Annotated in this window: 13 protein-coding genes; 10 read left to right on the forward strand and 3 right to left on the reverse strand. The window is 70.9% G+C overall.

Annotated features, from left to right (window positions below; genetic code table 11):
- Positions 1-209: 209 nt before the first annotated feature.
- Together V1227_RS11445 and glpK are read left to right on the forward strand one after the other, a co-directional pair.
- Complete coding sequence (locus V1227_RS11445; protein ID WP_329792492.1) at positions 210-974, forward strand: IclR family transcriptional regulator; 765 nt, start codon at positions 210-212, stop codon at positions 972-974.
- A gap of 25 nt (positions 975-999) precedes the next feature.
- Entirely contained in the window at positions 1,000-2,493 is a 1,494-nt protein-coding gene (gene glpK, locus V1227_RS11450) for a glycerol kinase GlpK (RefSeq protein WP_329794001.1), read from the forward strand.
- Here the strand turns inward: glpK and V1227_RS11455 are convergent.
- Positions 2,490-3,866 carry an aminopeptidase P family protein gene (locus V1227_RS11455; RefSeq protein ID WP_329792493.1) on the reverse strand — a complete coding sequence of 459 codons (1,377 nt, stop codon included), beginning with the start codon at positions 3,864-3,866 and terminating at the stop codon, positions 2,490-2,492. The two genes, glpK and V1227_RS11455, sit on opposite strands and share 4 nt — an antisense overlap.
- 108 nt (positions 3,867-3,974) lie before the next feature.
- Here V1227_RS11455 and V1227_RS11460 point away from each other — a divergent pair, with 108 nt between their 5' ends.
- Positions 3,975-4,919 carry a LysR family transcriptional regulator gene (locus tag V1227_RS11460; protein WP_329792494.1) on the forward strand — a complete coding sequence of 315 codons (945 nt, stop codon included), beginning with the start codon at positions 3,975-3,977 and terminating at the stop codon, positions 4,917-4,919.
- Between the two features lie 6 nt (positions 4,920-4,925).
- On the opposite strand, the gene V1227_RS11465 is transcribed toward V1227_RS11460, so the two are convergent.
- Positions 4,926-6,269, reverse strand: coding sequence for a collagenase (locus tag V1227_RS11465; protein ID WP_329792495.1), 1,344 nt, complete (start codon positions 6,267-6,269; stop codon positions 4,926-4,928).
- Positions 6,270-6,374: 105 nt separating this feature from the next.
- Entirely contained in the window at positions 6,375-7,952 is a 1,578-nt protein-coding gene (locus tag V1227_RS11470) for an MFS transporter (RefSeq protein WP_329792496.1), read from the reverse strand.
- 423 nt (positions 7,953-8,375) lie between these two features.
- Here V1227_RS11470 and V1227_RS11475 point away from each other — a divergent pair, with 423 nt between their 5' ends.
- The 7 genes from V1227_RS11475 (at position 8,376) to V1227_RS11505 (ending at position 14,875) form a co-directional block, all read left to right on the forward strand.
- Positions 8,376-9,137 (forward strand): ESX secretion-associated protein EspG, encoded by a 762-nt coding sequence (locus V1227_RS11475; protein WP_329792497.1) that lies wholly within the window; start codon positions 8,376-8,378, stop codon positions 9,135-9,137.
- Positions 9,134-9,304, forward strand: coding sequence for a hypothetical protein (locus V1227_RS11480; protein ID WP_329792498.1), 171 nt, complete (start codon positions 9,134-9,136; stop codon positions 9,302-9,304). The genes V1227_RS11475 and V1227_RS11480 overlap by 4 nt, the downstream gene beginning before the upstream one ends.
- A gap of 238 nt (positions 9,305-9,542) precedes the next feature.
- On the forward strand, positions 9,543-9,923 hold the full coding sequence (locus V1227_RS11485) for a hypothetical protein (protein WP_090097133.1): 381 nt from the start codon (positions 9,543-9,545) through the stop codon (positions 9,921-9,923).
- A gap of 43 nt (positions 9,924-9,966) precedes the next feature.
- Positions 9,967-11,673, forward strand: coding sequence for a PPE domain-containing protein (locus V1227_RS11490; RefSeq protein ID WP_329792499.1), 1,707 nt, complete (start codon positions 9,967-9,969; stop codon positions 11,671-11,673).
- Positions 11,670-12,425: an ESX secretion-associated protein EspG gene (locus tag V1227_RS11495; RefSeq protein ID WP_329792500.1), complete on the forward strand. Its 756-nt coding sequence runs from the start codon at positions 11,670-11,672 to the stop codon at positions 12,423-12,425. The genes V1227_RS11490 and V1227_RS11495 overlap by 4 nt, the downstream gene beginning before the upstream one ends.
- Positions 12,426-12,466: 41 nt before the next feature.
- The gene (locus tag V1227_RS11500) at positions 12,467-12,979 is read left to right on the forward strand and encodes a YbaB/EbfC family nucleoid-associated protein (RefSeq protein ID WP_329792501.1); all 513 of its coding nucleotides are present in this window, start codon (positions 12,467-12,469) and stop codon (positions 12,977-12,979) included.
- A 48-nt stretch (positions 12,980-13,027) separates the two neighbouring features.
- Positions 13,028-14,875 (forward strand): hypothetical protein, encoded by a 1,848-nt coding sequence (locus V1227_RS11505; protein WP_329792502.1) that lies wholly within the window; start codon positions 13,028-13,030, stop codon positions 14,873-14,875.
- Positions 14,876-14,932: the final 57 nt, after the last annotated feature.

Raw genomic sequence — 14,932 nt, forward strand, 5'->3', positions numbered from 1 at the left:
CCCCGTGGTGATTGACGCGGAACGTAATGAGCCGCGTCACGCCTGCTCAACGGGCACGTTTCGACAATGTCGACACCTGTGACCCCCGAAAGCGTGACCAACCGGTCACGCTGCGCGCAGACAAGGCGTTTCAGGCTCGCGTCCAGGGGTGACGGCCGCCCCAGCTGTTCGACATTGCCGACACGGGTCGTCTCAATTACGTTCTTCGCGTGCCGGGACCCATCCAGTCGATCGAACGAGCCGCAGCCGTGCTGCGGCTCCTGGCGCGTGGCTCGGGCCACCACGGTCTCACGGAAATAGCGGACTCGCTCGGTCTCGCCCGCGGCACCGCGCACGGGATTCTCCGGACGCTGCAACGGGTCGAGTTCGTCGAGCAGGACCAGGCGACGGGCCGCTACCGCCTCGGCGCGGCGCTGCTGCACCTCGGAACGTCCTACCTGGACGCGAACGAACTGCGTTCTCGATCGATCAACTGGGCCGACACGCTGGCCGCGCGCAGCGGCCAGGAGGTCAGGATCGGCATGCACCACGACGGCGCCGTGCTCGTCGTGCACCACGTGTTCCGGCCCGATGACTCCGTGCAGACCCTGGGCATCGGCGCGATGCTGCCGTTGCACGCCACCGCGCTCGGCAAGGTGCTGCTCGCCTACGACCCCGACCTGTCGGCGGCCGCACGCCGGCGGGAGCTCACGTCGCTGACGCGCAGGACGATCACGCGCGCGCAGATGCTGGAGCGGGTGCTGACCGAGGTGCGCGCGCAGGGCTGGGCGGGTGAGGCGGAGGAGTACATGCCCGGTGAGGCCAGCATCGCCGCGCCCATCCGCATCCCCGGTGGCCTGGTCGTCGGCGCGATCGGCATCTCCGGCGCGGTCGACCGCCTGTGCGACTCCGCCGGGAGGCCGCGGCAGACGCTGGTGCGCCAGGTCGTGCAGGCTGCGGACTCCGTCACCACTTCGCTTGTCGACGAGAACTGAGGGGCTCGCCGTGCAACGGTTCGTAATGGCGATCGACCAGGGGACGACGTCGACGCGCTGCATCGTCTTCGACCAGAACGCCCGCCTGGTCGCGGTCGCGCAGCGCGAGCACCGCCAGTACCACCCGCGGCCCGGCTGGGTCGAGCAGGACGCGGTGGAGATCTGGCGCAACGTCGACCGGATCGTGCCGCAGGCGTTGCGGCAGGCGGGGATCGGCGCCGAGCAGGTCGTCGCGATGGGCATCACGAACCAGCGCGAGACGTTCGTGCTGTGGGACCGCCACACCGGCGTCCCGGTCGGCCGCGCGATCGTGTGGGAGGACATCCGCACCGAGGAACTCGTCGCGTCACTGGGGAAGCAGCCCGGCATCGAGGAGGTCCGCGACCGCTGCGGCCTGCCGCTCGCGACGTACTTCTCGGCGCCGTCGCTGCGCTGGATGCTCGACAACACCGCCGGGCTGCGCGCCAGGGCCGAACGCGGCGACGTCCTGTTCGGCACCATGGACACCTGGCTGATCTGGAACCTCACCGGCGGCGTCAACGGCGGCCTGCACGTCACCGACGTGACCAACGCGTCGCGGACGATGCTGATGAACCTGTCGACGCGGCAATGGGATCCGATGCTGCTGGAGTTCTTCGGTGTGCCTTCGGTGGTGCTGCCGGAGATCCGCCCGTCGACCGAGATCAGCGGTGTCACGACGCGGGTGGTGCCGGGCATCTCGATCACGGCGGCGCTGGGCGACCAGCACGCTGCGCTGTTCGGGCAGACGTGCTTCGAGAAGGGCTCGATCAAGGGCACGTACGGCACCGGCGGCTTCCTGCTGATGAACACCGGCGACGAGCTCGTGCGGTCGAAGCACGGCCTGCTGACCACGATCGGCTACCAGATCGGCGGGGAACCGGCGTACGCGCTGGAGGGCTCGATCGCCGTCGCCGGGTCGCTCGTGCAGTGGTTCCGCGACAACCTCGGGCTGATCCACTCCGCGCCGGAGATCGAGACGCTGGCGCGCACGGTGAAGGACAACGGTGGCTGCTACATCGTGCCGGCGTTCTCGGGCCTGTTCGCGCCGCACTGGCTCGCGCAGGCGCGCGGGCTCGTCGTCGGGCTCACGTCCTACATCAACAAGGGCCACCTGGCGCGAGCCGTGCTGGAGGCGACCGGCTGGCAGACGCGCGAGGTCGTGGACGCCATGAACGCCGACCTCGGGGCGCCGACGCCGGTGCTGAAGGTGGACGGCGGCATGACGGCCGACCACCTGCTGATGCAGTTCATCGCGGACGTGCTGGACATCCCGGTGCAGCGGCCGCTGGTCGCGGAGACGGTGTCGCTGGGCGCCGCCTACGCCGCCGGCCTCGCCGCCGGGTACTGGCCGGACCTCGAGGGACTGCGCCGCAACTGGCACCTGGCGGCGCGGTGGAACCCGGTGATGGACGCGCGGTACCGCGAGGCCGAGTACGCGAACTGGAAGCGGGCCGTGGAACTCACGTTCGCGTGGGCCCGCTCCAGCCCGTCCACTTAGGAACGCTGCTTGCGCACCCAGGCGGCCACGTCGTCCGCCTCGATCGGCAACGCGTCCGAGAGGACGTCCGCGCCGGTCGAGGTGACCACGAGGTCGTCCTCGATGCGCACGCCGATGCCCCGCAGCTCCGGCGGCAGCGTCTCGTCGTTGGGGTGGAAGTACAGGCCCGGCTCGACGGTCAGCGCCATGCCGCGCTCGAGGACGCCCTGCTGGTAGGTCTCCTGCCGGGCGTCGGCGCAGTCGTGCACGTCGAGGCCCAGGAAGTGCCCGGTGCCGCAGACGATGTAGCGGCGGTGGTGCTGACCGGACGGGTCGAGCGCCTTGTCGACGCTGACCGGCAGCAGCCCCCAGTCGTGCAGGCCCTCGGCGAGCACGCGCATGGCGGTGTGGTGGAAGGCGCTGTAGTCGTTACCCGGCCGGACCTCGGCGAGCGCCGCCACGTGCGACCTGTGCACGAGGTCGTAGACCTGGCGCTGCGGCTCGCTGAACTCACCGCTCACCGGGAACGTCCTGGTGACGTCGGCGGTGTAGAGGGAGTTCATCTCCACGCCGGCGTCGAGCAGCAGCAGGTCGGCGTCGTTCACGCGGCCGTCGCAGCGCGTCCAGTGCAGCACCGGGGCGTGCGGCCCGGCGGCGACGATCGAGGTGTAGCCGGGACCCTTGCCCTCGGTGCGGGCGCGGCGGTCGAACGTGCCCTGCAGCCACCGCTCTCCCCCGCCGCGCACGGCCTGGCCGAGCTCCACGGCGACGTCGGCGAAGCCCTTGACGCTCGCGTCGACGGCCTGGCGGAGCTGCTCGACCTCCCAGTCGTCCTTGATGCGGCGCAGCTCCGCGAGAACGGTGCGCAGCTCGTCGCTGTGCGAACCGGTCAGCGCGTCGAGCAGCGGGTCGACCCCCTTGGCGGCGAGCGTCTCGGGGTGGCGGCCGCGCAGGGCGTTCGCCAGGTCCTCGAGCGGACGGGCCGTGACGCCGAGCGCCTCGCCCCACTCCTTCGGGCCCGCCGCAGCGCCGATCCAGAACGGGCTGCGGTCGGCGTCACCGAAGAAGTCGACGCTGTGCGCCTCGGACGGCACCGGCACGAACAGGGTGGCGTCGTCGTCGCACAGCACCAGCACGGCGCCTTCGACCTGGCAGCCGGTGAGCCACACGAAGTCGCTGTCGGCGCGGAACTCGTGGAACGTGTCGTTGGACCGGACGTGCGCACGCCCCGCGGCCAGCGCGATCCGCTTGCCCGGCAGGGCTTGGGCGAGCCTGGCGCGGTGCGCCCGCGCCGCCTCGGCCGTGCCCGCGGGCAGGTCGACCGAGCTGTCCCACTCGCCCCAGCCGTCGCGGATGTAGGTGCGGAACCCGTCCGCGTCCACCAGTTTCGCCATGTCGCGGCGTGTCCGAGCCAATTCGCGTCCTCTCAGAGCGGTCCTGCCTGCCACCCTCCCTCCTCCCGCAGCGGTCTCGCCACTCCCGATCGGGGATAGCCTCAGGCTATGGAACTGGAGATCCGGCACCTGCGGGCCGTCTGCGCCATCGGCGACGCGGGCAGCCTCTCGCGCGCCGCCACGCAGCTCGGCATCTCCCAGCCCTCGCTCACCACCCTGCTGCAACGCGTGGAACGCCTGGTCGGCGGCAAGCTCTTCGAACGCGGCCGCGCGGGCGCCGAACCCACCGCCCTGGGCGCCCAGATGCTGCAACGCGCCCGGCTGCTGCTCGTCGAGCTGGACGCGTTCGGTTCCGACATGGTCCAGCGGGACGGACCCTCCCGCCTCGGCTCGGTGCACATGGAATGCGTCGGCCCGCTGTACACGCGCCTGGAGCAGGTGCTCGACGACATCACGCTCGTGGTCGACCCGTCCTCGACGGGACTCGCGCTGGCGCTGGCGAACGGCCACCTCGACGCGGCCGTGATCGCGGTCGACGAGGAGGGCGACCTGGGCCTGCCGCGCGGGGTGGCGCAGCGGGTCGTCGTGCCGTGGGTGCCGGTGTTCATCGCCCTCCCCGCCGGTCATCGGCTCGCCGACCGGCCGGAGGTGGAACTCGCCGACCTCGCCGGGGAGTCGTGGGTCGGCCCGCCGGGCGCCGAGGACGGGTCGCTGACCGCGCTGAGGGCGGCGTGCCGCGCGGTGGGCTTCGTGCCGCGGATCCGGTTCGAGATGCCGAGCGGGGCGGGCCGGCAGCTGATCGCGGCGGGCAAGGCCGTGCAGCTGGTCGAGCCGACCTCGCAGGGAGGACCCGGCGTGGTCGTGCGGCCGCTGGCGGGGGCGCCGATGCGGATGCGCCTGGTGTTCGCGTGGCGGCGCGAGCGGCTGACCTGCAACCAGGCCAGCCGCGTGTTCGCCGAGGTGCTGGGGGCCTACGCCGAGCAGGCCCTGGCCAGCCCGGTGTTCCGGCCCTGGTGGCAGGAACGCGGAGCGGCCCTCACGGCATCCGGCTGAGCTCCGTCAGCCCAGCGTGCCGAGCCAGCCGTACCAGTCCGCGTCGTACCGGGTCCCGACCACCCGCGTCAGGTGGTCCCTGGCCCCGGCCCAGTTCCCCGTGCGGTAGTCCGCCAGCACGGCCACGACGTCCTCCGGGTGCCTCTCCAGCAGGTACCGGACCGCCAGGTACCCCCAGTTGTAGACCCGCGTGGCGTCGTGGTCGTAAGTGGTGTCGAAGAGCGCGCTCAACGCGTACGTCTTCTTCTTCGCCTCAGCCAGCGCATCGGCGTAGACCTCACCCCGGTAGCTGTACGAGAGGTGCTCCGCGAAGCCCTCGATCCACCACACCGTCGGCGTGGTCATGTCCTCCTCGAAGTCGCCGTGCAGGTCGTACCGGCCGTCGAGGTAGTGGGTGTACTCGTGGTTGAGGTTCCAGATCGCGAACGACGGCAGCCAGTCCGCCTCGTGCGCGATGAACCGCGCCTGGTTCATCGCCGGGTCGCCCTCGAGGTACATGCCCCCGTTGTTGGTGGAGATGCCGAACAGCACACCGGCGTACGTGCGGTAGTCGTCGCCGGTGTCGAAGACGACGACTTCGAGCGAGGTGTTGCCGTCCCCGGCGACGGGACCGGGATCGCGCACCACGCGGTGGAAGACGGCGTCCTGCCCGGCGAGCGACGCGCACGTCCGGCGCAGCTGGGCGGGGGTGAGCTGCTGGGCGCGGATCTCGAGCGTGGCGCTGCAGGTGTGGCGGACGGTGAGGACGCGGCGGTCGATCTTCGCGCGGAAGTCGCAGGTGCCGTAGCGGCGGCAGTTCGCCTTGTCGTACCAGTCGACCATCTCGGCGACGCCCACCCACAGCGGCGCGAGGCGCCCGACGACGTCACCGCGGCGGGCCAGGTCCACGAGCAGCGGACGGGCGGTGAGCGCGATGTCGGTGTGCCGCAAGAACCTGCCCAGCTCACGGGTCGCGTTGTGCACCAGGTACTGGCGGCCGGTGCCGAAGAGGTGCAGGTGTGCCAGGACGAACCGGCGCAACGCCCGCAGGACCTCGGTGTCGGCCCGCACGGCCGCGAGGAACTCCGGATCGCTGTGGCCGTGGTAGAGCAGGAGCATGCCGGCGTGCACCGCGTCGTCGTCGGCGCTGGTGTAGTTGTCCAGCACCGCCGTCAACGCGCGCAGCTCGGCCGGGTGGTCGGCGACGGCGGCGTGGATCGCCGGCTCGGGGGTGTCGTGGTGCAGGTTCCGGGCGATCTCCGGCGGCAACAGCGGGCCGTCCGGCGAGCCGGCCTGGGCGGGAGCGGCGTGTGCCGACGCGGGAGCGAGCAGGCCACCCAAGAACGCCAGGACCAGGGCGAACGATCTCATCGGGTTCCTCCGCAGGGTTCGAGGTGCCCTAGAGCGTCACACCGCCCACCGTTCCGCGAGCATCCCTTCCGCTCATAGCCCGCTGCTATGGGACGCCCGCCGGGCCTACTCGGGTTTCTTCGGCTCGGCGAACAGCAGGTGCCGCACCCGCGCGGGTCCCTTGGCCAGCTCCCGCGCGGCCTCCTGGTTGCTCTGGTCCACGACCGTGCCGCGCTCCACGTGCTGGCGCAGGTGCTCCTGCCACGTCGCCACGGTGAAGGTCTCCAGGAACGTCTCGGGCTGCTCGGTGTCGCGGAAGAGGCCCCACATCGTGGCGCCGGTGCGGCGGCGTGCCCTGCCGACGCGCTGCATGGCGTCGATGAACGCGTCCTCGTTCTCCGGCGCCACCGGCCACTCGACGGTGACCAGCACCGGCCCCGCCCCGCTGTCGGTGATCTCCGGCGGCTCCTCCCAGTAGGTCGCCGGGCTGACGTCGAGCGGCCTGTCGTTGAGCGGCAGCCACTTCGACGCCGCGAGGGCGAGCACGACCATCGCCACCGCCGGCGCGATCATCGCGACCTTCAAGCTGTAAGCGTCCGCGATCACGCCCCACACCACGGCGCCGAGCGCCTGCCCGCCCATCAGGATCAGCTGGTAGTAGGCCAGTGCGCGGGCGCGGGTCCAGGCCGGCAGCAGCACCTGCGCCGTGGCGTTGAACGTCGAGAGCGTGGCGATCCAGCAGGCACCCGTCAGCAGCATCGCCACGATCACCAGCGCGAGGCTGCCGGTCAGCACGGCGGTGCTCGTCGAAGCCGCGTAGACGCATGTCGCGAGCAGCACCATCCGGTTCTTGCTCATGCGCTGCAACAGCTTCGGCACCACGAACGCGCCGCCGATCGCGCCCGCGCCGACGCTGCCGAGCAGCACGCCGTACCCGCCGGCGTCGAGCCGGAGCGGACCGCGGGCGATCGCCGGCAGCAGGGCCCACAGGCCGCTGCCGAACACGATGAACAGCGTGAGCCTCGCGAGCACGCGCCGGAACAGCGGCGAGCTCGCCACGTACCGCGCGCCCGTCCGCATCGCGGTCGTGATGTGCTCGGTGCCGAGCGGGCGGTGGTCCGACGGCCTCTTCCACCGCGCCAGCACGACCAGCACGCCGAGGAACGAGACCGTGTTGAACGCGAACGTCGCCTCCGAGCCCGCCAGCGCGATCAGCAGGCCGCCGAGCGCGGGACCGATGGCGCGGCCGACGTTCATGTTGACGCCGTTGAGCAGCGCGGCCTGGGGGATCTCCTCGCGCGACACCAGCTCCGGCTGGATCGCCTGGAACGACGGCATCGACAGCGCCTGACCGACCGCCATCAGGGCGAGCAGCCCGAGCAGGCTCGCGGGCGTCGCCCTGTCCGTGCCCGCGAGGAGCACCAGGCCGCCCGCGCCCGCGAGCATCAGCGCCTGACCGGTGATCAGCACGTGCCGGCGGTCCAGGATGTCGCCGAGCGCTCCGGACGGCACCACCAGCAGGAACACCGGCAGCGTCGTGGCGGTCTGGACGAGCGCGACCTGCAGGGCGCTGCCCCCGAGGTCACCCATGAGCCACTGGGCGCCGACCGTCTGCGCCCAGGTGCCGATGTTCGAGGCGAACTGGGCGAGCCACAGCGCGCGGAACGCTCTGCGGCGCAGAGGCGCCCATGCGGAGGCTGTCACCGTTCGATCTTCACATTCACGGGTCCGCATCGCCGAGTGTTGGTTTTGGTCAACACTGAAGATATCGAGTGCAATGGAATGACAAGTCGACGACCGCGCCTCCGGTGACGGCTCGCGTCACCCGCCCATCCCCCCAAAAGTATGTGAGTTGCGTCACGTAAAACTGCCCGGAGTGCCCGACCGGGCCTCGCGAACGGCACCCACACACCGACACGCGGCGCAACTCGAGAATGCTCCCCGATCCAGGTCGCTGCACGGTCCTTCCAGGCCAAATGACACGAAAGCGGGCCGATTGCGGGCAGCACGACGGACTGTGAACATTCCGTCTCAACCGGGTACGCAATCCCACAATGACGAACGTCCGCCCCATTCCTGCCCGATACTGCGCGCAAAGCAGGTAGAGCAGAAAGGTGCCGAGCACTCGTGATCACGCCCCAGTACTTGCTGTCGACCCGCGAGTTCGAGGTGCTGTGGCAGACGCTGCGGCTCGGCAGGATGCCGTACCCGCTCGACGTGCCCAGCGAAGGAGCTACGGAGAGCGAGCTCAAAGCGTTGCGGGACAGGACGATCGCGGACCTGCGGAGCCGCGGGCTCGCCGATGACCTGCGACTCGAGGACCTGCTGCGCCTGCTCGGCGACCACGACGTGTCCGTGGACGCCGTCGCCGGGCTCGACCGGACCGTGCGGGCGCTGGCCGCCTCCAACGGCGACCAGGGCGTGCTCGCCGTGATCGACGGCGACGGCGTCGGCCTGTCCGAGATCAGGCCCACCGCGCTGGCCCGCGAGATCGTGCGGGTCCTGCCCGACGGCGTCGCAGGTCCCGGCAGCGCGCTGTCGGTGCGGCTGGAGACGTTGCAGCAGGCAGTGGCGCTGCAGGAGGCCGAGCAGGAGGAGGAGTCCGAGGACCCGTGGGGTGCCGCGGACGACGAGCTCGACGACCGCCAGGCACTGCTCAGGGCCGGGTTGTCCGCCCAGGACGCGCGCCAGCTGGACGAGCTCGCGGCGAACCGCGTGGCGGGCGGCCAGTTCGGCGTGACGCACGGCCGGCACCGCGCCGACGTGGTCATCAACTGGTTCGACACCCACCAGGGCCGCTACCTCATGGTCCGCTCCGACGGGTGGCTCAGCCTCTCCCCCACCGACAACGACCGGATCGCCACGCGGATCGACTCCGTGCTGGCGTGACCGGCTGGAGGGAACTGATCGAATCGGGCAATGCGGACGTGCTCTCCGGGGGTGCGCCCGCGTTCGTTCGCCCGTGGACAGATTCATTCGATCCGGTGATGGACGAACCTGTGCACGACCAACCTCAAGACAGCCCTAAATTCCAGATTTCACCTGCTGTGATTTGAGTCACAAGAGCCGTAGTCAAGGGCCGTTCCAGTGAAGCGAACAGGGATCGGATGCCCGAACGGGCAACAGGTCGAGAGCGCTCCCACAACCTGCGCAAACCACCAGGCCTGTTACGGTACGTTCACCTGGAGGTGGCCCGTTTCCCTCCACCGCAACGCTTTGCGGTCCGGGGTCTCAATTGGTGATTCACCTGCGGCAAAGCGCGCGATGCGCGAAAAGACCCCCGATACTGCCCGCATGTACATCGTCGGTGACAAAGAGGCTGTCCCGCTCGGCGAGACCGTCTCCTCGGGTCAGGTTCAGCTCGACCCGGCAGCGGGCGAGGAGCTCCGCAAGCAGTTCCAGGCCCAGATCGACCAGGTCGACTCCTGGATCGAACGCGCGACCAGCAGCATCGCCCGGCCGGCTCCGCTCGGAGCGAACCCGGTCGGCGACAAGATGCGCGACAAGTTCACCCACCGCGCCGAGGGCGAGCAGTACTCGTTCGTCAGCGTCATGACCGCGTACCGCACCGTTCTCGAGCAGACGAAGAACTCGATCGTCGAGGCGATCGAGAACTTCACCCGCCTCGACGAGGACCAGCAGGCCGAACTGAAGAAGCACATGGGTAACAGCTGATCTTGTGGCCAGCTGATCCAACGACGTGAGAGGCGAGCCGGTCATGCCCCCCGAGACCGACCCGAGCGACATCGAGAACGTCCCGGTCCTCACGGACCCGCAGAACTGGGCGTCCCGTTCGCACCAAGAGCTTTACGCCGCGGTGCACAACAACAACGACCCCGGTCAAGCCGGCCAGATCAGCTCCGACTGGGGCAAGTACGGCAACGAGCTGACCGAGGCGTCGCGCACCATCAACTCGGTCATCGCCGCGTCGGAGTCCAAGTGGACCGGTGACGCCGCCGAGGCCGCCCGAGCCGCGATGAAGAAGCTCGGGGAGTGGGTCGACGAGACCGCCCGCACAGCGGTCGAGGTCGGTATCAAGGTCGCGGACCAGGGCCGCGTCATGGAGAACGCCCGCGCGCAGATGCCCCAGCCGATCCAGTTCGACTGGAACAAGGCCGCGGCCGCGCTCTCGCAGCCGGGCACTCCCGCGTTCGTGCTGGCCTCCGCGGACATCGCGCAGGCCAACCACGCCTCGCGCGCGGCGCACGAGCACGCCGTCGCCGTGATGACGGACATGGAGACCAACTCCCGCCAGATCGACTCGACGACCCCGACCTTCAAGCCGCCGTTCAACCCGAACACCGGCCAGGTTGAGCAGCCGGTGATGGCGATGCAGCGCATGGGAGGTGTGCCCACGCTCAACGGCAGCGCGGACGCCCTCATGGCGACGCACGCGCAGAGCGGAGCCGCCGTGGCCGCTCCGCCCTCCCCCACGGGTTCCGGTACCGGCACCGGAGCGGGCGCGGGTGCGGGCGCCGGTGCGGGTACCGGCACGGGCACCACGACCGGGACCCAGCCCGCCGCGGCGGCCTACACGCCCACCGCGCCCGGCTACACCGGTGCCGGAAGCGCCGGCAGCGGTGGCGGTGGCGCCGGTGGTGGCGCGAACCACACGCCGCAGATGCCCGGCTACAACCCCGGCAGCACGAGCACCAACACCGCGGCGGCGTACACGCCGACTGCGCCGGGCTACACCCCGCAGCTGGGCGGCAACTCCGGCAGCACGTACACGAGCGGCAGCGGTGGCGGTGGTGGCGGCAGCAGCTACACCCCGACCGCGCCGGGCTACACGCCGCAGCTCGGCGGCACCGGCACCGGCAGGTCCGGCGGCGGCCAGAACCAGAACATCCCCAAGGCCCCGGTCGTCGGCAGGGACGTCGCGAACCCGAACTACACCCCGCAGAACCCCGGCTACACGCCGCAGAACCCCAAGGGTCCCGCGGCCTACACGCCGACCGCGCCCGGCTACAACGGTCCCGGCGGCGCCGGTGGCGGTGCGGGCGGTGGCGGTGGTGCCGGCGGTGGCGGCGGCATGAAGGGCGGCCCGATGCCGTACACCCCGCAGATGGGCGCGGGTGGTGGTGCCGGCGGTGGCGGTGCGTTCGGCGGTGGCGCGGGTGGTACCGCGGGTGCCGGTGGCGCGATGCAGTCCGGTGGCGCGGCGGGTGTCCAGAACGCGGCCCGCGGCGGCATGCCGATGGGCATGGGCCCCGGTGGCGCCACGGCGGCCGGTGCCGGCATGGGCGCGGGCGCGCCCATGGGTGGCGCTCCGGGCGCCGGCGGCAGGGGCGAGGAGGACAAGGAACACCGCTCCGCCAGCTACATCATGGGCGGCGACCTGTTCGAGGTCCCCGGTGAGAACCTGCCCCCGTCGGTGATCGGTGCCGCGAAGGTCAAGAAGCCGAAGGGGGCCGAGCCCGCGTGATCACGCCTGAGTTCCTGCTCACGCCGCGCGAGTTCGACGTCCTGTGGCACTCGCTGGACCTCGGCAGCGTGCCCTACCCGCTGGACGTGCCCAGCGAGGGCGCGACGGAGCAGGAACGCCGTGTGCTGGCCGAGAGGACGCTCGAGGAGCTGCGCTCGCGCGGTCTCGTCGACAACGAGCGCCTCGAAGGTCATCTGCGGCTGCTCGACGACCACAAGGTGTCCGTGGACGCCGTGGCCGGACTCGACCGCACGGTGCGGGCGCTCGCCGTCTCGAACGGCGAGCGCGCCGCGCTCGCGATCATCGACGACGACCGGGTGGGGCTGCTCGGGATCCGGGAGACCGGCATCGCCCGCGAGATCGTCAAGGTCCTGCCCGACGCCGTGCCCGGACCGGGCACGGCGGTCAACGTGCGGGTCCAGTCGCTGCAGGAAGCCGTGGCGCTGCAGGAGGCCGAAGGGGCCGAGCCAGCGGACGACCTGTTCGGCGAGGGCGGGGTGGACGACCAGGAGGCGCTGCGGCAGGCCGGTCTGTCCGCCCAGGACGCCAAGCAGTTCGACGAGCTCGCCTCGAACCGCGTCGCGGGTGGCCAGTTCGGCGTCACCCTCGGCCGGGAGCGGTCCGGTGTCGTCATCAACTGGTTCGACACCCACCAGGGCCGTTACCTGATGGTCAACTCGGACGGCTGGCTGAGCCTCTCACCGACCGACAACGACCGCATCGCCACCCGTATCAACGCTGTGCTCGCGTGATCTGACGCGTCTCAGTCGAACCGCCGCCGCCGGAGGACCGTGTGAACCCCGCGAACCCCACCCAGTGGGTCGAAGAGTACGAGGCCAAGCTGGCCGACCTGAAGAAGAAGTCGGAGGACCTCACGGAGAACTTCGCGGCGGCCTCCGCCACCGTGACGTCGAAGGACGGCTCGGTGACCGTCACGGTGGGTCCGAACGGCGGCCTGCAGAACCTGCAGCTCGGGCACCGCGCGGTCGAGCTGGGCGCCGCCCGGCTCACGGCGGCGATCCTGGAGACGGCGCGGCAGGCCCAGAAGCAGGCCGCGCTGCAGGTCCTGGAGCTGTTCAAGCCGCTCGGCGAGGGCACCGAGGCCTACCAGATGGTCTCGGACTCCATCCCGGACGACGAGGACGCCGAGGAGACCGGCGACACCTACGACGAGATCGACGACGACCCGGAACCGGCCCCTGCGGCACCGCCGGCGTCCCGGCCCGCTGCGGCTCCCCAGCCGCCGCCCGTCCGCGGCAGGCCCCGCGCGGACGACGACGATGACGACGACAACCAGCCCTGGTAAGGAACAGCGATGACCGCGCCGGAAACTCCCATTTCGTCTCCTCCCGGGATGAAGATCACCGAGGAGAACAAGCTCAAGGGCTCGCTGTTCATCGAGGCCTACGGCAGCCTGATCGACGGCATCAGCAAGGACGCCGAGAGCGAGACCGAGAAGGCCCTGGACATCACGTTCAACGCCATCGGCGCGGCCTCCGCCACGGTGATGCTCGCGATCGACCCGCTCGGCAGCATCATCGGCGCCGGTGTCGGCTGGCTGATCGAGCACGTGTCGTTCCTGCGCGACGCCCTGAACCAGCTGATGGGCAACCCGGAGGAGATCCAGGCCAACGTCGAGGCCAACAAGGCCCGCGCGGCCGAGCTCAGGGTGCTCGCCGAGGACCACAAGAACGGTCTCGCGACGTTCGACGGCTGGACCGGTCAGTCGTCCGAGCGCTTCAAGACGTCCATGGACGGCATGTACCAGGAGCTCGACGAGCTCGCCAGCGCCGTCGAGAGCAAGGCCAAGATCGTCGCGATCATGGGCATGCTCGTCACCGTGCTGCGCGACATCGTCCGCGACCTGATCGCCCAGCTGATCGGTTCGCTGATCGGTGGCGCGATCCTCGCCGCCGCCGCGATGATCCCGACCTTCGGCGCCTCGATCCCGATCTTCATCGGCTTCGCGGTCGGCAAGGCCGTCGCGCTGGGCGTGAACATCGCCGCGCGCGTGGCCCGCGTCGTCGCCGCACTCGGCCGCCAGTTGAAGCGCATCGGCGACCTCGACGAGATCATGGCGAAGATCAGCAAGGGCTGGGAGCGGTTCGAGAACTCCGCCGACGCCGCCGAGATCGTCTACGAGGGCTACAAGGCCCAGGACGGCGTCAACGACAAGATCGACGAGGCGGTCAAGAACAACCAGGGCGGCGGCGGTGGCGGCGGTGGCGGCACGGCTCCGAGTGCCACTGCCGGTGAGACCCCCGCGGGCGGGACCGGCACCGCCACGGCGACGCTGCACACCTCGGCACGCCTCGCCGACGCCGAGCCGGCGCAGGCCCGGATGGCGATGCAGGAGGCAGAGCACCTGCAGCCGACGCACGCCGTGCGGGCGGTGCAGGCAGAGCCGCTCCAGCCGTTCCACCGCGCCGAGCCGATGCAGCCGCTGCAGCCCATGCAGCGCGTCGAGGCGATGCAGGCGGAGCCGTTGCAGCCCGCCCACGCCGTGCGGGCCGTGCAGGCGGAGCCGCTGCAGCCGTTCCACCGGGCCGAGGCGGTGCAGGCGGAGCCGCTGCAGCCGTTCCACCGGGCCGAGCCGATGCAGCCGTTGCAGCCCATGCAGCGCGTCGAGGCGATGCACGCCGTCGAGCCGATGCAGGCAGTGCACCGCACGGAAGCGGCTCAGCCGTTGCAGCCCATGCAGCGTGCCGAGGCCGTTCAGGCGCCCATGGCGTTCCAGCGCGCCGAAGCGGTCCAGGCCCCGATGGCGTTCCAGCGCGCGGAGGCCGTGGAGGCGCCCGTGGCGTTCTCCCGCGGCGTGGCTTCGGACTCGACGATGGTGTCCGGCGTCAGCATGACCTCGGGCGGTTCGATGCACGAGGCCGTGCAGCCGATGCAGGCGCGTGAGGTCTACACGAGCGCGGACACGCCGTCCGAGCCGTTGCAGCAGGCCACGGGCTACGAGCCGCTCGCGCGCACGCAGATGTCGCACGCGTACGACGCTCTCGAGCCGTCGCAGCCGCGTGAGGCCTACTACGCCTCGCGCATCGAGGCTGAGCCCGCCGCCTACGAGAGTGTCAACCCGCTCATGGCGGACGAGCCGTTGCGCCCGGCCGCCGCCTTCGAGGTGGAGGCCCAGGCCGGCGGTGCGGCGGCGGAACCGCTGCAGCCGACGTTCCAGCGTTCCGTCCGGCCGACAGAGTAAGTCCAGCCAACAGCCGGGATCCGAGATCCCGCCTCGTTCTGACGCAGCACTGGAGAA

This window comes from Lentzea sp. DG1S-22 (assembly GCF_036321065.1).
Classification (GTDB): Bacteria; Actinomycetota; Actinomycetes; order Mycobacteriales; family Pseudonocardiaceae; genus Lentzea; species Lentzea jiangxiensis.

What these genes read in the sequence shown, in the direction of transcription:
- glpK (WP_329794001.1), top strand. Translation starts at nt 1,000, where the DNA reads ATGGCGATCGACCAGGGGACGACGTCGACGCGCTGCATCGTCTTCGAC.
- V1227_RS11455 (WP_329792493.1), bottom strand. Translation starts at nt 3,866, where the DNA reads ATGGCGAAACTGGTGGACGCGGACGGGTTCCGCACCTACATCCGCGAC.
- V1227_RS11460 (WP_329792494.1), top strand. Translation starts at nt 3,975, where the DNA reads ATGGAACTGGAGATCCGGCACCTGCGGGCCGTCTGCGCCATCGGCGAC.
- V1227_RS11465 (WP_329792495.1), bottom strand. Translation starts at nt 6,269, where the DNA reads ATGAGATCGTTCGCCCTGGTCCTGGCGTTCTTGGGTGGCCTGCTCGCT.
- V1227_RS11485 (WP_090097133.1), top strand. Translation starts at nt 9,543, where the DNA reads ATGTACATCGTCGGTGACAAAGAGGCTGTCCCGCTCGGCGAGACCGTC.
- V1227_RS11490 (WP_329792499.1), top strand. Translation starts at nt 9,967, where the DNA reads ATGCCCCCCGAGACCGACCCGAGCGACATCGAGAACGTCCCGGTCCTC.
- V1227_RS11505 (WP_329792502.1), top strand. Translation starts at nt 13,028, where the DNA reads ATGAAGATCACCGAGGAGAACAAGCTCAAGGGCTCGCTGTTCATCGAG.